We start from the raw sequence: 20364 nt of genomic DNA on the forward strand, positions 1-20364 counted from the left end.
GCATAATCAGAAACTAAATTGATAGAAAATGAAAAGAATTAAATATGTAAACATTGTAATTGCTACTGTAATAGGCATAGCTTTCCTTGCCTGTGAGGAAGACCCTATGCTTTTAGACCGCATTGCAGCTCCTGCATTAATTACGCTAGAAACAGCAGACAATGATTTTTCCTTTCCGGCAGACACACCGGTTGAATTTACGCTGGGCTTCAGGAAACTTGAAAAAAACGGTGTATACATTGACACTCTAGACTATGGATCAGCAGATATCAATTCGGTAGATATATATTCATTTGTCAACTCACGATATAATCAGGTGATCACCGATCTGCCTGTAACCCAGGGTAAAGCCGATGTAAGTTTATCATGGGGAGAGATATTACAAGGTGTAGATCCTGAAGATGCATCATCTATTAGATTAGATATTACAGGGGAGATTGATGGACAGGAATTTAACTGGACAGAAAACCTGACGATATCTATTGAGTAAGAGTACATCATCCATAGGATTGACCTACCTATTTCTTGAATGAATTTAAATATAAAAATGAAAAAGAATCACGAAAAAATTAGAAAAGGAATCAACCGTAGACAAGCTATTAAATATAGCATTAAAGGTGCTACTATCGGAACAATGGGTAGCTTATTGCCGCACTCTACTAAAGCCGACTTTCCTAATCTAATAAGAAAAAGAAGCAAAGATAGTAAGGTAGCTGTTGTTGGAGCGGGAGCATTCGGGGGTTGGACAGCACTTCATTTGTTACGTATGGGATATGATGTAACGCTGATTGACCAATTTGGCCCTGGGAATAGTCAAGCCAGTTCCGGGGGGGAAACAAGACTTATAAGACCATTTTATGGCGATCAGGAGGTTTACTTCAATATGGTTCTTCGCTCTCTGGAATTATGGACGGAGAACGAAGAAAAAATGAATGAGAAAATTTTATATCAGAATGGACTGGTCATTTTTAATCAGGCAGCCAGTAATCCTAGGGTTGAGGACGCATTACCCATGTATAAAAAAGCAGGGCTTAGGTTTGAAAAGATTAGCCCGGATGAGGCAGCAAAGAGATGGCCGCAAATCAAAACATCAGACCTTGATCATGTGATGTATGATCCAGTAGCAGGTTTTCTCAAAGCCAGAGAAGGCTGTAAAGCCGTTCGTGATTTATTTGTAAAAGAAGGGGGTAATTTTATTCAGGATCAGGTAGCAAAAGAAAATATAGCAGGCGGCAAAGCTAACTCATTAAGTCTTACCAGTGGTACTACAATTGAAGCCGATAGTTTCGTATTTGCCTGCGGCCCCTGGTTAACCCGCCTGTTTCCCGAAATGCTTAATAAGCTCAATGTTACACGCCAGGCATGTTTCTTCTTTGCTTCCCCGCCTGGCCAGTCAGATCTTATGGAAAATAAATTACCTACCTGGTTTAATCGTGACCTAGATGGGGTGTTTGGTGCATATGGCGTTCCAGGGAGTGACTACAGAGGCTTTAAGATCGCCTTTGAACTTGAAGATATTATTACAGATAAGTTTGATACTTACCATCGTTATGTTAAACCCGAAGAACAAGAGCATGCAAAAAAAATACTTGCATTGCGCTTTCCTAAAATGGCGGGACGCCCCCTTCTGGATCAGCGGGTATGTCAGTATACCGAGACACCTGATCGGAATTTTATACTAGACAAACATCCGTTGGCACCCAATCTTTGGATCATGGGTGGGGGTTCAGGCCATGGCTATAAGCATGGTGCTTCATTTGGAGAAATGGCCGCTCAAAGTGTCAGCGGAGAAAGAGAAGTAATGGATATGTTTGCCTTAAACCGTCTGTTAACATAATACAAAAATGGTCCTATATTAAGTGATTTGTATCATAGAAAGCTCTTATATGAAGAAGCCTCTGTCCTACCCAGAAAGCGATAAATTAAGTGATATTGTCATTTAAGCAGACTGAATACAACATTGTACACGGCTATTTCATAAGATGTCGCTATACTTAAAAAGAGCCGCTCTGACCCGTTTTACACTGCAAAAGAGAACAAACCGCTTTAAATCTTATGATTTTTGGTGGTTTTTCTTTTTTCTACTCCTTATTTCCTGCATCTACTCACAATAAAATGGAATAGAGCGCTCATGTTTAACTTATCAATCGTCCGTTTTATCCACATATGTATAAGGGGCGAAAAGGAACAGGTAAAATTAGTTCTTCCCCCCTTGTCTTCCCAAAAAACAGTGTCGTTCAACTTATTTTAAATGCCCTTTTTTTATAGTTATTCAGACATCTCTGTAGAATATCTGTTCAGTCAAAAACTTATATCTTCATAAAGAAAAACATGTCAACCTGTTATATCAATTTGGGCGGTCTGATGCTTGTAAAACTAAATTCTAAAAGTGAGGGTGTAAGACTGTATTAGCATAGCAAACTCCCCGCTTATGTTAAAGGCAATATTTTTCCGGAAGTTCCCTGCACCCAAACTATAAGTGAATTACATGCTGAAAATGGTGAGCTGCTTTGTCAAGAATTGGCATGTTAACATAAGTCAAAATAAGTAATCTTAATCATATCAAGTATTTTTAGTAAGAATAATGACATATCATTTCAAAGAAAATGTAAAGAAACATACATTGATAGCAATTCTTTGCTAACACAAAATAAGATAATATCAAACAGACATTTGATAACTATCCCCTTTTTATTAGTACTGATGAAGCAATTTAAGTTTTTATTTTATAGTTATCTAAATGACTTTAACGAAATTAGGCAACAGTACAAAAAACCTTACCTTTATTTTGCGAGTATTAATACTTAAGTACTAGGATGGAGTACATGCAATTGATATGTTTGTGATATGAAAAATCAGATATCAATTTATTACTGTTTTAAAAATCAATCCTAGTTTATTATGCTTTCTGCTTTTGCAAAGTTTGGAATATTGGTAATAAGTATATTTTCAACATTTATATTCAATTCAGTTAATGCACAAATAACCCATGGGCAAAAATATTTCAATTATCAAATTATTAGTTCAATTCCCATTAATTATTTATATCCAGGCAAGATTCTAGGACTATGCAGTACAGAAGATGAAGTGAGTATGGTATCTACTCAAATTTTAAAAGGTGATCTACCAGAAGGTATTTCCATTTTTGATGATGGTACAATTGGTGTAAAAAATGTCAACCAGATAAAACCTGGGAAATTCAAAATCAAAGCTGAATTCATTGATGTTCATGGTAATAGCTTTACGGAGAAAATTAAGTTTGAAATCCTGGAAGCGATCAGTTCTGTTGATATTGAAACTTCCATTCATATAATGAAGCCCAAGTTCATCAATCCCAAACTTACCAATCATTACAAAACAGGAGACGTCATTGCTCAATTTCATGACCCTGATGGAATGATTATCGAGGCTAAGCTTATTAGAGGTGTTATTCCTCCAGGGGTTAAGCTAGTACAAAACAAAAAATTTATTGTTACTGATCCGGAAGTTTTAAAAGAAGGTGAATATTTCTGTCTGTTCTTTCTAAAAGATGAAAAAGAAGGCAATACTTTTATAGCAACTTCTTTGGCCATAGGCATCGATATGGATAATATTAATGATCTAAGTGAGTCTAGCAATAAAAGTGTTGAGAAATAAAGCTCACCTCCATACCTTTTAAGCGCAAGGAAATTTGCTAAGCAGTGTTTTAGGCTTACGAAAGAGCATAACTTTATCATGATATGCTGTAAACCATTTTTTGTTATTGCCTAGCGTGTAAACCTTCAAACTCTTTATTTTTGCTATTGTTGAAATCAGCTCTATCTCTGTATCCTAAAGACAATATAAAGTATATTGATGACACTGAGCATGTCTCATAAACTATGTTCTCTTTTAGGCCCCCATTCTTGAGTATCAAACATCAGCACGGCAGCCGCCTGTCAGTTAAGTTGCTTGAGTGATTTTTCATCTCTAAAATTTGATTCTTTCCTGAAGATACTGGCACCTGTCTTTCTTTAGGAGAATTTCCAAACTTGCTCTCAGTTTATATTACCTCTCTTATTGAGTAGGCTACTGGTGCTTAAGCTGTTTTGTGTAGGTTAGGTACTAGCTGCAGTTGGTACGACCTACTTATGAAAAGCTTTGTGGCAGGAAACCGTTCATCTAAAAGAAAACATATACTATTTCAACCACTGGACTGGCGGCCGGTGAAGCAACGAATGTGTAGCAATTACTTATCAGGTAAGGAAAAAGGCAATACGACCAACTCCCTTTAATATACTGACAAACTGGGGTTAAATATTGTACTTGCCCAGAAGCATATCAGTCAAAAAGAATGCAAGAGGGCTAATTGTCAACTTTTGGAAAAAATCTCATCAAGAGGCATTTACAGTGCCCTGCCGGTAAGTCTGATCTGGCTCATGAACTATACGCAAAGCATAGAAAACTGTCCAAGATTATGAACTGTTATTTTTCAAATAAGAACCTATCTGAAAGTTAACTAGTACTTCCAGACCCTGTTATGGTATCAGGAAACCAGGCATCATGACTACTGCTCCGGTTTACAGAAAGGAGGTCAATGGCTAGAAGATGAAACGAGTTATAAAACACAAAATGGTTTTAGAAAGCTATTCATTGAATGTAATAGAATGTCCTTCCTTCAAAATATCGTTAATTAAGTCCAGTACTATATGTATCTCTTCGTCAAGAGATGCGATAAGCCCCTTAATTTTTTGGTGATCAAATACATTTTGTGCTTCCAGTGTTTTAGCAATCTCAGCAATAACGTACATATTTGCTGAAGAAGTTGTTCCTTTCAATCTGTGGCCCAACTCTTTTATTGACTGCAAATTTTCATTTTCAAGAGCTTCATAAAGTTTTAATTGAGTGTCTTTTATTTGTAGAGATAATTCGCGCAAAAGTTCTAACAGGACTGATTCTTCAAAGCCAGTTTTTTCTTTAAAAGCCTGAAAGTCAAAATGATTTTTTGATACAGCTGTATTTTCTTCTATCGTAAGAACTTCAGTTTCCAGACTGAGCCACTTTTTTAGAACTGAACACAATTTATCATAAACAATAGGTTTGCTTAAATACTCATCCATCCCTGCCTGAATACAACGCTCATCCTCCCCTTTTGCAATCCCCGCAGTAAAGGCTATAATTGGAACATGAACATTCTTTTCTATTTCCCGGATTTTTTGAGTTGCTTCAAGTCCACTCATTTTGGGCATTTGAACATCCATCAGAATTATATCAGGGGTATTGTGATCACAGTATTCAATAGCCTCCTCTCCATTTTTAGCTTCAGCAATTAATGCACATGGTAGAATTTTATTTACCATGCTTTTAGCAAGTAATATATTATAAGGCACATCATCTACTATCAAAACCTTAAATGGATAGGTAAAACTATTATTTGCTCCATCTTCTAGTGTAGAGGTGATAATTTGTTCATCGTTTTTCTGATTGCTAATATTACTTAAAGTTGCAAATAACTGTTCCAGCGAGATTGGCTTACTTATTCTACTTTGAACATCAAGTGTCTCACAGTCCTGCTGGATTGTAGAATCCGCTTGTGAGCTATGTAATAAAATGATGGGTAGTCGATCTGAAGGTATCTTAAGATCGCCCCTAATTTTACCGATCAGTTCAATACCATTCATTGTAGGCATGACATAATCAACAACTGCAAGGTCATAATTATTACCACTAGAAATCTGATCAAGAGCATTAATTCCGCTAGCGGCTATATCTGAATCAATGTTTTTGAGAGAAAGCATATCCTGAATGATCACACAATTGTGCATATTATCATCAACAATCAATATTTTTTTATAATTTTCTAAACCTTTCCATTGTGTCAAATCATCCTCCGAAGTTTTTACTGAGATCGTGAAATAGAAACGGCTTCCTTCCCCAACCTGACTTTCTAACTCTAATTTGGAATTCATCATTAAGAGCAACTTATTTGAAATGGTAAGTCCTAAGCCTGTCCCTCCATATTTCTTAGTAACCGAATGATCTTCTTGTGCAAATGCTTCAAATATTTTTTGCTGGTTCTGCTGACTTATGCCAATTCCAGTATCTCTTACAGAAAATTCTATTTTTGTTTCTTCCTTATTTTCATTGGGTAAACATCTAATGGAAAGCTCAATTTCTCCATTTTCCGTAAATTTAGTTGCATTTCCCAGGAGGTTGATCAACACCTGTCTTATACGAACAGAGTCCACCCAGGCATATCTTGGAGGCAGGTCGTTAGAAATATTCAGTAATAATTCTACTCCTTTTTGACTGGCATTGTATTTAACAATTTCAGTAACGTGAGAGACAAGCTCCCACAGATCGGTCTTCTCAATTGATAGCTCTAACTTTCCAGCTTCTATTTTTGAAAAATCGAGAATATCATTTATCAAATCTAAAAGTGAATTCGCAGAATGATGAACTGCGTTCATGTATTGGTATTGTGATTCATCCAAGTCAGTATTGATCAGTAACTCACTGAAGCCAATAACACTATTTAAGGGAGTGCGAATTTCGTGACTCATGCTTGCTAGAAACTCTGACTTAAATTTATTTGCAGCTTCAGCTTGATCTTTGGCTTCAAGCAAAGTTTTTTCAGCTTCTTTTCTTTTTGTGATACCATTAATTTGAGACACAAAATGAAGTGGTTCTCCTAAATCATTTTTAACCAACGAAACCGAAAGCAAGCCCCAGATAACATTTCCATCCTTACGGATATACCTTTTTTCCATTTGATAGCTGGAAGATTTTCCAGCAAGCAAATCTTTTACATGACTAATATCTTTCTTTAAGTCTTCCGGATGAGTAATTTCCTGAAAGGTCTTTTTCAGTAATTCTTCATTGGAATACCCTATCATTTCACATAGGCTCGAATTTACTTTTAGCCATTTACCTTCTAAACCTACCAAGGCCATTCCATTTGCGGAATTGTTAAACGCTCCCTTGAATCTTTCCTCACTTATCTGTAATTGGATTTCTTTTCTTTTCTCAGTATCAATATCCTGAAATAAGCCATAGAGCTTTTTACATTGACCATTCTCAAACTCAGTAATCCCAATTGCGCGTACCCATTTTAGGTTATTTTTAGCGGTATTAATCTGTAGTTCTATATCATATGAAACGCCCTCTTCAATCGCCTTCTTTATTAATTCTATTAGCTTATCTTTATCTTTTTCTGGGAAAAATTGAATCGCTGATTCCATGTCTGGAATGAAATTTTCATCTACTTCATGGATTTCTCTGGTTACTTCATTCCATATTGGTATGTTTTTTTCTAAATCAACTTCCCATGTTCCAATACGGGCGACGCTATTAGTTTTATCCAGTAGATTTCTATACTGCGTTAATCTCGTTTCGTAATTCTTCCTTTCGGTAAATTCCAAATGTGAGCCTGCCATCCAGAGAGGTTTTCCATCTCCGGTCCAACTAATTACTTTTCCTCTGATTAATACCCAGATCCAATGACCATTTTTATGCTGCATACGAGCTTCACATTCGTAAAACTCACTATCGCCATTAAAATGTTTTTCCAAATGTTCGTCTGATATTTTCAGATCATCCGGATGTGTGTATTTAAGCCAGGTTTCAATTGAAACAGGTTGAATTTCATCTAAGGTATACCCTATAATCTCAGCCCACCGTTCGTTAAAAATTGTTTCTCCTGTCTGTATATTCCATTCCCAGGTTCCTGCATTTGTAGCTTTAATAATCTGGTCAAATCTCTCTCCCTCAAATCTAAGTATTTCATTTGCTTTTTTCTTATCTGTGATATCTCTCGCAATTGCATACAACTCACCAGTAGAAAGATCGGGAGTAGTTACCCAATGCAGTTCTCTATATTCGCCTGTTTTTGTCAAAAACCGACTAAAAAAAGACAAAGTAGTTATGCCACGAGATAATTTTTCTAATTCTTCTGTATTAGCCTGTAAATCATCAGCATGAACGAAATCAAAAAAAGGTCTTTCAAGAAGTTCTTTTTCGCTCCATCCTAATAGCTTACTGAAAGCAGGGTTGACCTTTTTAAAGTAACCATCCGTGTCCGCTACGCAAATCATGTCCATTGAAAGCTGGAAAAGTTTGTCGAGGCTTCCTAGGCGCTTTCTTTCTTTCCTGGCTTCAATATGGTCAGTAACTTCTTGGGCTAAGGACTTCAATATATTCTTTTGGGTGCCAGTTAGTTTTTTTGATTTATTATCCATGATACATAAAGCCCCCAAGGTATATCCTTCAGAAGAAATGAGAGGATATCCTGCATAAAAACTTATTTTTGGTTCTTCTTTTACCCATGGGTTATTCTTAAAACGACTATCCTGGGAAGCATCCTCAACCTCAGTATAGGTGTTATTAAGTATCGTTTGTTGACAAAATGACACTTCTTTTGAGATTTGATCTATTTTAGTACCTAGCTTTGCTTTATTCCATTGTCTTTCATGGTCTATAATACTTATCAATGCGACTGGTACTTCAAAAATCATAGCGAGCAAATGCACAATTCGATCAAAACATTCCTCTGGAGGAGTATCAATAATATGATAATTGCTTAAAGCTTTTATTCTTTGATCTTCTTCTTCTCTAAAAATGCTCATAATCTTTGATTTATCCTGCATATTGAGGCTGTATGTTCAGGATCAGGTGTCTGATCTATTCTTATTTGAATAATCAATATACGGGTCTACATCTTAAAACTCTTGACTCTGTTTTGAAGTAATGTTGATTTCAAAACGCAGAACAGCTTATTGATTTTGTATATGAAAAATTTACTCTTTTAGTTTTTAATTAATTTGAAAGACTTAGACTTATAATTAGCATGAGTCAGTGTCATCAGATAAATTCCTTGTTTTAAGCCATCGGTATGCTGATATTTATATTGATTTCTTCCCTGATATGCCTCAATCCGCTCACTTGCTACTATCATCCCACTCTGGTTCATCAACTGTAATGATACCTCACCGTACTCAGGCAGATTAAATGCTACTGTAAATGAATCATTAAAAGGATTTGGGCCTACACTTATGATCTCAAGGGATTGTTCACTGGTGAGTTTTGAGTCTTGAGAATTGACCGTAATAATGTCAAAGTATTCAAATTTACCATCAAAATCGGTTTGTTTGAGCCTATAAAAGCTTTGGCCTGACAAAGGTTGCTTGTCAATAAATTGATAGTTCAATGCTTTATCGCTATTACCAGCACCTTCCATTGTACCGATCACATAGAACTTTTTTCCATCGGCACTACGCTCAAAAGTAAAAAAATCGTTATTGATCTCCTGAGCTGTTTGCCAGTATAGCACCACCCTCCCATCTTCTGCTATAGCTCTAAAATATGTTAAGGTAATGGGCAATGCAGTCACACCATTTTCTGATAATATTGTATAAATGCCATTTTCCTCACTCTGAAGCTCTGAGGCATCTTTCTGTGCGTCTGTAGCAGTGTCATTACCCGATATTTCTCCTACTACAAAAAGTTCCCCCCCACCACTTCCGTCATAGGTATCCTGGTTATTGGAAGGAAAATTCAGGTCTCCTCCTACTGCAATTACCCCTCCATTGCCTACTACAATCTTATTGTCAGCATTGAAATTACCAGTAATGATTAGCACCCCACCCTCGTTTACAGTTACATCATTTTTATTACCCATTGTTAAATCTCCAACAATGAGAAGTGTATCATTAACAGTCAAAGTTTTTTTCGCGCCGCTTGCATAACTTAAATCACCATATCGGGTAACATATTCGTATATCTCAATATCAGCATTGATGTTATTGGTAGGAGGTGCTGACCCGCTGTACCAGGTAGTACCGCTCTCCCACTCCCCATCCGCTACGGAATAATAGTCGGGTGATGCCGCCTCACTATCTGTATTTGAGCCTAAATTGAAATAAATAAATACAGCACAACCCACCAGAAGAGTAGCAAATAAGCTTCCTACTATTGTGTAAATAAGTGCCTGTTTCTGCTTTAGCCCAGTTGAAGGCTTAAGGTTTTGTTTTCTTCTAGTTTTCATATTTTCAAAGAATATGTATTGGTTTGCTTAGACAATTGAAGGAGAAAACAACATATCCTCGCAGCTGATCTTATCATTTTCACTGATCAGTGCTGTTCTTTCAACAAATGATTTTAATTCCCTGATATTTCCCGGCCATGAATGTGAAATTATTGCTTCAATCGCTTCTTTACTGAAAGTTTTCGTTCCCAGTTTGTTCTGTATACAAAAAGCATTTAAAAAATGATTAGCAAGAAGGATAACATCATTCTCCCTTTCTCTGAGCGGTGGTAAATTGATGATAAATCCCTGCAATCGGTAATAAAGGTCTTCACGGAATTTTCCTTCTTTCACCCGTTGCGCAAGATTCTTATTGGTGGCTGCCAGTACTCTGGTATCAATTGGTATTTCCTTGTTACTCCCAATTCTGCAAACAGTATTTTCCTGCAAAACGCGCAAAAGCTTGGTTTGAAGATTGATATCCATTTCACCCACTTCATCCAAAAGAATAGTACCTCCATCTGCTTCTTCAAATTTGCCTATCCTTTTACTGTTAGCCCCTGTAAAAGCTCCTTTCTCATGGCCAAAAAGTTCACTTTCTATTAAATCTTCCGGAATAGCGGCTACATTAAACGCTATAAATGGCTTTCTTTTACGTTTGGAATTATAATGAATGGAGTTGGCCACTACCTCTTTGCCAGTACCACTTTCTCCTGTTATGAGGACCTGAATATTATTATTTTCAACTTTTTGCAGCAATCCTATAACTTTTAGTATTGCCTGGCTTTCTCCAATGATAGATGAATATTTGTGCCGGTCAATTATCTTGTCTTTTAAATGGTTAAGTTCTGTTTTAATTCCAATTTGACGGATAATTTTACTGATACATTGCTCGAGCTCTGAAAATGTATCAGGGTTTTTTACTATATAGTAGTCAGCGCCATTTTTATAAGACTCCACTGCCACACTTACATTTTCTTGACCTGATATAATAATCTTCGCGATATCACAGTTGTGATCATTCACTTTCTTAAGAATCTCCAAACCACTTAAACCGGGGAGGTTAAAATCAATTGTGACTAAGTCTGGGTTTTGGTATAAATGACTGATAAGCTCCTCTCCACTAGTAAAAACAGATACTTCTATGTTACTATTTTTTTCTAGTGTTAGCTTTATCATCTGACCATAAAATGGATCATCCTCAACACAAAAAGCTTTGATAATTTTTTTCATGGTAAATACTATCTATTTCAAAGGCACAATATTAATATTTTAATCAATGGAGAATTTTTAATTCTCTAATGATAAGCTTGTATGTAAGAGATTTCTTAAAAAATATTATTCAGGCATAAGCTGCCCTAACCATCATTGCACATCAGAGCATAATCAAGGATTTAATGGAACTATTTGCCTCAGCAAGTGAGCATAATTTGAGAGTAAGTTGGCCTTACTGCTTAGGTAAGAATGGAGTGAGATAAAGCATGACTGGCCCCCGGACCATAATCAGCAGACCAAAGGCCGGTATAAATGCAAATATAGCCTTAAACAATATGTAGAAAGCGGTAAAGTCGATATCAATTTGCTTAAGTCATAAAATCAGTCCTATTGAGTGTCTTTCTTTGCCGGGCATCTGTAGTGCGGCAATAGTTACCTTCTGTTGGTGGGAGCTATGTCAAAAGTTTATTCAGCCTGAAGACTTGCGTTTGTGTCCATCATAATAATTGAAGCAAAGCAGGTACTATATACCTCTGATGAAGGCCAAACTGGATAAAATATGGCTGCCGTGCGTGAGCTTTGTGAGAAAAAAACGAATAAGCAGTAGATAGGGGTTGCGCAGTGTCAGAATACATACCAAACTATTGCTGCCCCGGTAGTCTGATTTTCATATCGCTAGTAGAGGAAGAGAGGCAGCCCGCGCATTGTGGAAAAAGTGCCAAATCTGTTAGATTACACCATTTGCCGCAATCGTGCCTCTGGCCCTGTTTATTACATGTAATTACCAATTCGCCATATAGTTAAATACTTCACTCAACTTACTATCATTATTTATTGATAAGATTATATTTTTTAGTGTAAATATTTATTTTTATACAAAAATCATGATAAAGCTTGCTAATCAAGAACAAACAATGTAAATTGGTTGACCAGTTGTTGGTATACTAGTTACATTATGAAAGAAAAATACTTAAATACTTTTAAAGAGATCATTCTGGAAAAGCCTGTTGATAAAATTATTCAGCAGATCAAAGAATTGATCTCAAGTGGCCAGTTAAAGCCAGGTGACAAATTGCCATCTGAACGAGCGCTGAGCGAGCTCTTGGGGGTAGGGCGCTCTCATGTGCGGGATGCAATACGAAAACTTGAATTCTATGGTATACTCAAGACCTTACCCCAGAGCGGAACCGTAGTGGCGGGGCTTGGTATTACTGCCTTGGAGGGGTTAATTACCGATGTCCTACAGATGGAAGGCAGAGACTTTTATGCCTTGGTAGAAACCAGAGTATTGCTGGAAACAAATGCTGCAAGATTTGCTGCCCTTAGAAGATCAGATGATGACATTGTAGCAATATCTAATTCACTTTCTGACTACGAGAAGGCTGTATCATCAGGAGGGGATTCAGTAGAATATGACTTATTATTTCACCTTAAAATAGCTGAAGCAAGTAAAAATCCGGTGTTAAAGTCTTTGATGCTTATCATTACCCCAGACATACTAACTCATTTTAAAAAGAACAATGTTTGTGCCGGCAACAGGCCTGTTTCAGCATTAGAAGAACACTACAAAATTTTGGATCATATTAAAAAGAAAAATAGTGAAAAGGCTGCCGAATCAATGAGAAGCCATTTACAAGAGATACTAAACTTTTCTACTAACGAAAACCCATTGGAAAAAAACAATGGCAAACGGAAATAAAAAATGGATTAGCTACTAAATTAGACTAATCCATTCGGACAGAATCACAAGAAAGTACCTCACAATCGCCAAATTGAAACAGTATTTTCGAGTGAGAGTAATCTGCTCTTCAAATATAGCCAAATTCTTTTTGGCTTGTCAAGCAGTTTCATGTCCTTTCCCTGATCTATCAATACTGACACCTAATTGATTACTCATGAAACAAAATCTATCCCCCCCGAAGAACCGGACGTAAATATTGTATCCCGATTGCGCTAATCGAATAATTCAAATTACACCATTCGGTCAGGACAGGCAAGCTTGAGCTGCAGTTAACACTGAATGCTAGAAGTATGCTTAATTGACAACGAAATACTGATACACTATTGCATACCCATAGAATAACAGGGTGTATTTGAAAATTACTTTAAAGCCGAAAAACACCTCGCTACCAAAGACGAATGTGCTTTGACATCGTGAAATGCTACGGACTTAATGTAAATCAAAATAAACTCTTTGAGAAAAGTAACTCCTGCATGCAGGAGTTCTTGAACTAAAAGCTATGATAAAACATCGCACAACCTATCTACTGATAATTATTCTGGTTTCCAGCCTTTTGAACTCTTGCAAAAGTACAGGTCCATCATTAGTGAAAGACGAAGAGGAGCTGGAAAAAGCCATTGCTGATGCCCGCCCGGGAAGCACAATAACGCTGGCCAATGGTATTTGGAAAGACACAGAAATTGAGTTTGTAGGAGAAGGAAAGAAAGACTCATTAATCACACTCAAAGCAGAAGAAGCGGGAAAAGTATTTATTGAAGGACAGTCCAATTTGAGTTTGTCTGGAAACTATCTGGAAGTGTCTGGCTTGGTGTTTAGAAATGGCTACTCACCCACCAATTCGGTAATTGCTTTTCGTACCAGTGAAGATAAGCTGGCCAATCACTCAAGAGTGACCAATTGCGTCATCGATAACTTTAGTAAACCCGAACGATTTGAGTCAGATATATGGGTGACCATGTATGGCAAAAACAATAGGTTTGACCATAATAGCCTGATCGGGAAGAGAAACCTGGGGGTAACGATGGCCGTCAGGCTCAATACTGAAGCGAGCAGAGAAAACAGTCATCTGATAGAGTATAACTACTTTGGCCCGCGTCAAAACATGGCAGCGAATGGAGGAGAAACCCTACGCATCGGCACCAGCCATTATTCATTGACCGATAGTAAAACCACTGTCAGCAATAACTATTTTGACCGCTGCGACGGTGAGCATGAAATCATCTCCAATAAGTCAGGTAGAAATGTATTTAAGAACAATGTGTTTGACCAATGTCGGGGTACCCTAACCATGCGCCACGGTCAGCATACGCTGGTAGAGAACAACTATTTTCTTGGCAGAAGAAAGCCAAATACCGGTGGTATACGAGTGATCAACGAGTATCAAAAGGTGATCAATAATTATATGAGTGGACTTACCGGTTATCGCTTCAGAGGGGCCTTGGTGATCATGAATGGTGTACCCAACTCACCCATCAATCGCTACAACCAGGTAGTAGATTCCAAAGTAGAAGGCAACATCATGATCGATTGTGACCATGTACAGCTATGTGCCGGAAGTGATGAAGAGCGCTCGGCAGTACCGGTAGGGACTACTTTTACTAACAATATAATTTTGAGTAAAACCAACACGGAGCCTTTTACGGTTTACGATGAAATTTCAGGCATTACATTTTCTCAAAACCTGATTAACCGGGAAGCTAAACCTCCCCTGCAGAACGGCTTCAAACCGGTAGATTATCAGGTAGAAGAAACAGCGCAGGGCCTTATTGTGCCATCAAAAAATTTGCTGGAACAGATTGGTTTTACCGAGCCTAAACTACCGGTGCAGAAAAGTGAAACGGGAGCTGATTATTACGCACAAGAGTTTAAGGAACCTGCATTTAGAACGGGTAAGCGCATCAAAGTGCCTTCCGGTACCAATACCCTGCTGGAAGCTTTAGAAAAAAGTGAATCAGGGGATGTGCTGGTCTTGGAAAGTGCAGGTGAATACCTGTTGACTAAAGATTTTCCCATCCATCACCTCATTACAATACAGGCAGATGCCTGCGATAAGCCAGTCATTCGTTCAGAAAAAAACACCTTTTTTAGAATTGAAAATGAAGGTGGCCTGGAGCTGGTAAATTTAAAGCTGGACGGCTCAAAGTCTCCAGATATGGCAGGGAATAGTGTAGTCAGTACCAGCAAGTATTCCATGAATAGAAACTATAAACTATTTGTCCGCAGCTGTGAGGTGAGCGACCTGGATGTCAATCACACTTTTGATTTTCTGAAAATCTACCCCAGTACGATGGCTGACACAGTGCTGATAGAAAACTCCAGTTTCAGAAATGTCAGCGGCTCAATCGTTTCTATGGCTGAAGAAGTGGATGATCTGGGCATGTATAATGTGGAGCATGTAATCATTAAGGATAGCCATTTCAATCAGGTAGAAGGTTCGGTTGCAAATGTCTATCGTGGAGGAACAGATGAGAGTACCTTTGGTCCCATCGTAAGCATTACGAACTCAAAGTTTACTGAGGTAGGTAAAGGCCCGCGTAATAAAACAGAGGCCTCGCTTAAGTTTCATGGTGTACAAAACCTGATGATCTCCGACTCTCAATGGCAATCAAGTGCCCCGCTGACGCTGTATCTGACAAACGGAGAACCCATTACTCAAATCGAGAATATTACACTTGCCAACTCTGGAAACATTGTAAGTAACAGCCCGGAGTACAGTAAAAGTGAAGTTAAAATTATAAGCCAATAAGCCTTGAAAAGCAACCTATCTATACTAATCTACATTTTACTGCTCATTCTTCCTGATGTGTATGGACAGGAGCATCCAAACCTTATTCTAACAGAGGAAGGGGTTATCAACATGAGAGCAAATCTGGGAAAGATCCCCCTTTTTGATCAGTCATTTGAAACTGTTCGCCAGCAGGTAGACGCAGAAATTGAAGCAGGCATTGCTGTTCCCATTCCTAAGGATCTGGCCGGAGGATATACCCATGAGAAACATAAGGCCAACTTCTTCACCATACAAAAAGCAGGAGTGATATTTCAAATTACCGGTGAGGAAAAATACGCCATTTATATACGAGATATGCTTCTCGAGTACGCAGGAATGTTCCCAAAACTGGGTAAACATCCAGCCACACGATCTTATGCACGAGGAAAGCTTTTCTGGCAATGCCTCAATGATGCGAACTGGCTGGTGTATACCAGTCAGGGCTATGACTGCATTTACGACTGGTTGGATGAGGAAACCAAAACAAGGCTGAATACTGAGCTTTTCAGGCCATATGCTGATTACATCTCACTTGAAAACCCTCGGTTCTTCAACCGTTTACATAACCATAGCACCTGGGGAAATGCGGCGGTAGGGATGATTGGTTTGGTGATGGACGATGAAGAACTCATTGACCGGGCGCTTTATGCATTTGACATCGAGGATTCTGTTAAGCTGAAATCTGATAACGATGGGGGCACAATAGATTTGCAAGGGTATAAAGCAGGCGGGTTTCTGGCACAAATTGATCACTCCTTTTCCCCAGATGGTTATTACACGGAAGGGCCTTATTACCAACGCTACGCCATATATCCGTTCCTGGTTTTTGCACAGGCTTTAGCGAACAAAAAACCTGAACTAGAAATTCTGAACTATCGGGATCGTTTGTTACTTAAAGCAATTTATGCCCTGATTAATCAAACGAATGCCCAGGGGGAGTTCTTTCCAATCAATGATGCACAGAAAGGAATGTCCCTGGCCTCCCGCGAGCTTGCCTTTGCAGTGACTATGGCCTATCATTATGGTGGAAACGACCCACAATTGCTTTCCATTATCAAGGATCAGGCTAGGGTTCCGTTAAATGATTCCGGCCTGGCTGCTGCAAAAGCAATCGCTGAAGGTAAAACGAAACCATATCAATACAAAAGCCTGGAACTTACCGATGGTGCGAGGGGTGATGAAGGCGCTATAGGAATTATCCGCGCTGATGGTCTGACCCTGGTTATGAAATATGCTAAACACGGTATGGGGCACGGCCATTTCGACCGATTGGGATTCTTGCTGTACGATGAACTTGGTGAAGTAATCCAGGATTATGGTTCGGCACGTTGGGTCAACATAGAGCATAAAGATGGTGGAGGATACCTGAAAGAGAATCATAGCTGGGCGAAGGAGACAGTTGCGCACAATACGCTTGTAATCAATAAAGATTCGCACTTTGATCATAATGTTAAAGCGGCTGACAAATCCGCGGGTACACCCTATTGCTTTTTGCCGGGTGATACGGTCCAGATCATGAGCGCTAAAGAATTGAATGCTTATGAGGACATTGAGATGCAGCGGACTATGGCGGTCCTGAACATTGAGGAATTAGAAAACCCCATCATCATTGATCTTTTCTCAGTACAGGCTCCTGAAGGAACGAGATACGATTTGCCGCTTTACTATTTAGGTGGGCTCATGTCAACGAATCAGGAAATTGAAACGAACAACAACCTGATGCCCATGGGTACCAATGATGGCTACCAGCATTTATGGCAGGAAGGTCAAGCTGCGCTTGAAGGGAATGTATTAAGGTTTACCTGGTTCAATCATGGAAAATTTTTCACCATGAACGCTGACATTCGTGAAGGAGATGAGTTGCTGTTGACCAGGATAGGGGCCAATGATCCCAATTTCAACCTGCGAAGAGATCCCGGCTTAATTCGTAGGAGAACAGAAGGTAATACCACTTTTGCCAGCCTCTATGAGATGCATGGTTCTTATGATTACGCCAGTGAGATTCCCATTAACGCATTTACTTCTGTCACTGATCTGGAAGTACTTCATGAATCAGCGGATTATGTCGCTATTCAATTTCAACTCAAGAGCGGTGAGCATTATCAGTTTGCATTCTCGCTCAATGATAAGCAGGAGAACAGTGAACATTCAATAGAAACCACAACTGGTCAATTAAAATGGAAAGGAATTTATAATCTAAAAAAACACAAAAACTATGGAGAGAAATAGTGAAAAGTACATTTTAACAGAAGGTATGAACTGGGAAGAACTTGGAGGGGGCGTTTCCAGGAAAATGCTCGGCTATGATAACCAGATCATGATGGTACTGGTCAAGTTTGAGAAAGGTGCTTTGGGCACACCTCACAGTCATTTTCATACGCAGGCTACTTATTGTGTGTCAGGAAAATTTGAATTTGATATTGATGGGGTTAAGCAAATCGTAAGTGGAGGAGATGGTGTATATATCGAGCCAAACCTATTACACAGTGCCGTCTGCCTTGAGGCCGGAATGTTAATTGATACTTTCAGCCCGGTGAGAGAAGATTTTCTAACAGGTAATAAACCATCATATTTTGGAGACTAAGACTAAAAAACCCAAACTGCTGAAAATTAATGGACTACGCTGGTGGATCATCGGGCTGGTCTGCCTGGCAACCATTATCAACTACATAGACCGTTCAGCACTGGCTATCATGTGGCCCGACATTTCCAATGACCTGGGAATGGATAAGAACGATTACGCGCTGATCCTTAATGTTTTCCTGGTAGCCTATGCTATCGGGCAATCGGTTTCAGGGAAGATGTTTGACAAGATCGGAACCCGTTTAGGGTTTGTCGTTTCAATTACAGTCTGGGGGCTGGCAACAGCCTTGCATGCCCTGGCAAGAGGAGTGCTTACCTTCAGTTTTTTCAGGGTACTCTTAGGATTAGGCGAAGCAGGAAACTGGCCGGGTGCGGTTAAGAGTAACGCAGAATGGTTTCCGGTGAAAGAACGGGCGTTGGCACAGGGTATCTTTAATTCCGGAGCGGCCATGGGTTCAATTGTTGCCCCACCACTCATCGCAGTTGTGTGGGTTGCCATAGGATGGAAAATGACCTTCTTGTTGCTGGGGATACTAGGGTTAATATGGGTAATCCCCTGGTTGATTTTTAATAAAGCACTACCATCAAAACATAACTGGATCACCGACGAGGAAAGAGACCATATTTTGTCCGGGATGCAACAAAAAGAAGAAGCATCTGACAAACCGGGCCTCAGTATGTCGGCTATTCTTGCCCATCGTGAATCATGGGCCGTGCTGGCTTCCCGGTTTTTTATTGAGCCGATCTGGTGGCTTTTTGTCGGATGGATGCCAATATACCTCGCTGATGTTTATGGGTTCAATGTAAAAGAAATTGGTCTCATGGCATGGGTTCCTTATGTGGGAGCAGCGCTCGGAAGTCTTTCCGGAGGGTATTACTCAGGCAGATTAATGATTAATGGAGCATCAATAGATAAAGCAAGAAAGCAAACCATACTCATTGGTTGTATCATCATGTTCCTGGGAATGGCGGCAACCATTTTGTATGGTAACACCCCCATAAAATTTGTGGCAATCGTAGCAGTAGTGCTCTTTGGCTTTCAGTTTGTTATTTCTAACATCCAAACGATTCCGAGCGACTTGTTTAGTGGTAAGTCTGTAGGCTCGTTGGCCGGATTAGGAGGCACTGTTGGTATCTTTTCAGTGATCATCATGAACTTTCTGGTCCCGGTAATTACCGAAAACTATTCCTATACCCCAATCTTTATCATGATTGCTGCTTTTGTGCCATTAGGCTACCTGTCCATCAGTTTTTTTGCTAAAGAAATTAAATCAGTTGACTAAAATTTAAATTATAAAAACAATAAAATATGAACACTAAACCTGAACATAAAATAGCGATCGTTACCGGTGCAACCGGAGGTATTGGTTTTGAGGTGGCAAAGCGCCTGGGAAAAGATGGGTACAGGGTGATATTAAATGGCATTGATGATGAGATGGGAGCGCAAAGAGTGGAAGAGCTTACCCAGGAAGATATTAAAGCAGAGTATTATGGTTTTGATGTTACCAACGAAGAAGAGGTAAAGGCTAACATTAAGGCCATCGGTGAAAAATATGGTAGAATAGATGTGCTGGTCAATAATGCCGGTGGACTTGGGGGCCGGTCGAGGTTTGAGGAAATGACGACCGAGTTTTACCGGAAAGTAATGGCACTTAACCTGGACTCCGTTTTTTTTACTTCAAGGGCAGCCATTCCTTACCTCAAAAAAGGTGAAAATGCCACGATCATTAATTACACTTCTAACGCTGGTTGGAACGCGGGAGGGCCCGGAGCCGGTATCTATGGTACATCCAAGGCGGGCGTACACGCCATCACCAGAGCATTGGCAAAAGACCTGGCCGAGTATGGCATCCGGGTAAATGCCGTATCCCCGGGCACCATTGATACGCCATTTCACGCGCAAATCAAAGAGACCAAGCCGGAAGTGTTTGCTTCCTGGAAAAACAATATCCTGTTGGGAAGATTAGGCGAACCGCAAGAAGTAGCTTCCGTGGTTTCTTTTCTTGCCAGCCAGGATGCGTCTTTTATCACTGCCGAGACCATACAGATAGGTGGTGGACAGGCACTGGGTATTTAGTG

General features: G+C 39.2%; 12 protein-coding genes. 9 read left to right on the top strand and 3 right to left on the bottom strand.

The window, feature by feature from the left end; all coding sequences use genetic code 11:
- The first annotated feature begins 28 nt into the window (after nucleotides 1-28).
- From OKW21_RS21870 to OKW21_RS21880, 3 genes are all read left to right on the top strand, one after another.
- Nucleotides 29-490: a hypothetical protein gene (locus tag OKW21_RS21870; RefSeq protein WP_277483453.1), complete on the top strand. Its 462-nt coding sequence runs from the start codon at nucleotides 29-31 to the stop codon at nucleotides 488-490.
- 57 nt (nucleotides 491-547) lie between these two features.
- Nucleotides 548-1837 (top strand): NAD(P)/FAD-dependent oxidoreductase, encoded by a 1290-nt coding sequence (locus OKW21_RS21875; protein ID WP_277483457.1) that lies wholly within the window; start codon nucleotides 548-550, stop codon nucleotides 1835-1837.
- A 1064-nt stretch (nucleotides 1838-2901) separates the two neighbouring features.
- On the top strand, nucleotides 2902-3636 hold the full coding sequence (locus OKW21_RS21880) for a hypothetical protein (RefSeq protein WP_277483459.1): 735 nt from the start codon (nucleotides 2902-2904) through the stop codon (nucleotides 3634-3636).
- Nucleotides 3637-4604: 968 nt separating this feature from the next.
- On the opposite strand, the gene OKW21_RS21885 is transcribed toward OKW21_RS21880, so the two are convergent.
- From OKW21_RS21885 to OKW21_RS21895, 3 genes are all read right to left on the bottom strand, one after another.
- Nucleotides 4605-8582, bottom strand: a complete 3978-nt coding sequence (locus OKW21_RS21885) for a PAS domain S-box protein (RefSeq protein WP_277483461.1) — start codon at nucleotides 8580-8582, stop codon at nucleotides 4605-4607.
- Between the two features lie 179 nt (nucleotides 8583-8761).
- Nucleotides 8762-10000 carry a T9SS type A sorting domain-containing protein gene (locus OKW21_RS21890; protein WP_277483463.1) on the bottom strand — a complete coding sequence of 413 codons (1239 nt, stop codon included), beginning with the start codon at nucleotides 9998-10000 and terminating at the stop codon, nucleotides 8762-8764.
- A gap of 27 nt (nucleotides 10001-10027) precedes the next feature.
- The gene (locus OKW21_RS21895) at nucleotides 10028-11212 is read right to left on the bottom strand and encodes a sigma-54-dependent transcriptional regulator (RefSeq protein WP_277483465.1); all 1185 of its coding nucleotides are present in this window, start codon (nucleotides 11210-11212) and stop codon (nucleotides 10028-10030) included.
- Between the two features lie 937 nt (nucleotides 11213-12149).
- Here OKW21_RS21895 and OKW21_RS21900 point away from each other — a divergent pair.
- From OKW21_RS21900 to OKW21_RS21925, 6 genes are all read left to right on the top strand, one after another.
- On the top strand, nucleotides 12150-12893 hold the full coding sequence (locus OKW21_RS21900) for a FadR/GntR family transcriptional regulator (RefSeq protein ID WP_277483468.1): 744 nt from the start codon (nucleotides 12150-12152) through the stop codon (nucleotides 12891-12893).
- Nucleotides 12894-13434: 541 nt separating this feature from the next.
- On the top strand, nucleotides 13435-15681 hold the full coding sequence (locus OKW21_RS21905) for a polysaccharide lyase 6 family protein (RefSeq protein WP_277483470.1): 2247 nt from the start codon (nucleotides 13435-13437) through the stop codon (nucleotides 15679-15681).
- A 3-nt stretch (nucleotides 15682-15684) separates the two neighbouring features.
- Nucleotides 15685-17931, top strand: coding sequence for a heparinase II/III domain-containing protein (locus OKW21_RS21910; protein ID WP_277483472.1), 2247 nt, complete (start codon nucleotides 15685-15687; stop codon nucleotides 17929-17931).
- On the top strand, nucleotides 17918-18286 hold the full coding sequence (locus tag OKW21_RS21915) for a cupin domain-containing protein (protein ID WP_277483475.1): 369 nt from the start codon (nucleotides 17918-17920) through the stop codon (nucleotides 18284-18286). The genes OKW21_RS21910 and OKW21_RS21915 overlap by 14 nt, the downstream gene beginning before the upstream one ends.
- Nucleotides 18276-19568, top strand: coding sequence for an MFS transporter (locus OKW21_RS21920; protein ID WP_277483478.1), 1293 nt, complete (start codon nucleotides 18276-18278; stop codon nucleotides 19566-19568). Before OKW21_RS21915 ends, OKW21_RS21920 begins: the two co-directional genes overlap by 11 nt.
- A gap of 26 nt (nucleotides 19569-19594) precedes the next feature.
- A complete protein-coding gene (locus OKW21_RS21925; protein ID WP_277483480.1) occupies nucleotides 19595-20362 on the top strand; it encodes an SDR family NAD(P)-dependent oxidoreductase in 768 nt (255 codons plus the stop codon).
- The last annotated feature ends 2 nt before the right edge of the window (nucleotides 20363-20364 follow it).

Origin of the sequence: Catalinimonas alkaloidigena (assembly GCF_029504655.1) — a bacterium.
In the GTDB taxonomy this organism is placed as follows: domain Bacteria; phylum Bacteroidota; class Bacteroidia; order Cytophagales; family Cyclobacteriaceae; genus Catalinimonas; species Catalinimonas alkaloidigena.

Bases quoted from the DNA above. Each gene is read 5' to 3' on its own strand.
- OKW21_RS21890 (WP_277483463.1), bottom strand. From the start codon at position 10,000: ATGAAAACTAGAAGAAAACAAAACCTTAAGCCTTCAACTGGGCTAAAG.
- OKW21_RS21880 (WP_277483459.1), top strand. From the start codon at position 2,902: ATGCTTTCTGCTTTTGCAAAGTTTGGAATATTGGTAATAAGTATATTT.
- OKW21_RS21900 (WP_277483468.1), top strand. From the start codon at position 12,150: ATGAAAGAAAAATACTTAAATACTTTTAAAGAGATCATTCTGGAAAAG.
- OKW21_RS21925 (WP_277483480.1), top strand. From the start codon at position 19,595: ATGAACACTAAACCTGAACATAAAATAGCGATCGTTACCGGTGCAACC.
- OKW21_RS21870 (WP_277483453.1), top strand. From the start codon at position 29: ATGAAAAGAATTAAATATGTAAACATTGTAATTGCTACTGTAATAGGC.
- OKW21_RS21915 (WP_277483475.1), top strand. From the start codon at position 17,918: ATGGAGAGAAATAGTGAAAAGTACATTTTAACAGAAGGTATGAACTGG.
- OKW21_RS21905 (WP_277483470.1), top strand. From the start codon at position 13,435: ATGATAAAACATCGCACAACCTATCTACTGATAATTATTCTGGTTTCC.
- OKW21_RS21895 (WP_277483465.1), bottom strand. From the start codon at position 11,212: ATGAAAAAAATTATCAAAGCTTTTTGTGTTGAGGATGATCCATTTTAT.
- OKW21_RS21875 (WP_277483457.1), top strand. From the start codon at position 548: ATGAAAAAGAATCACGAAAAAATTAGAAAAGGAATCAACCGTAGACAA.
- OKW21_RS21885 (WP_277483461.1), bottom strand. From the start codon at position 8,582: ATGAGCATTTTTAGAGAAGAAGAAGATCAAAGAATAAAAGCTTTAAGC.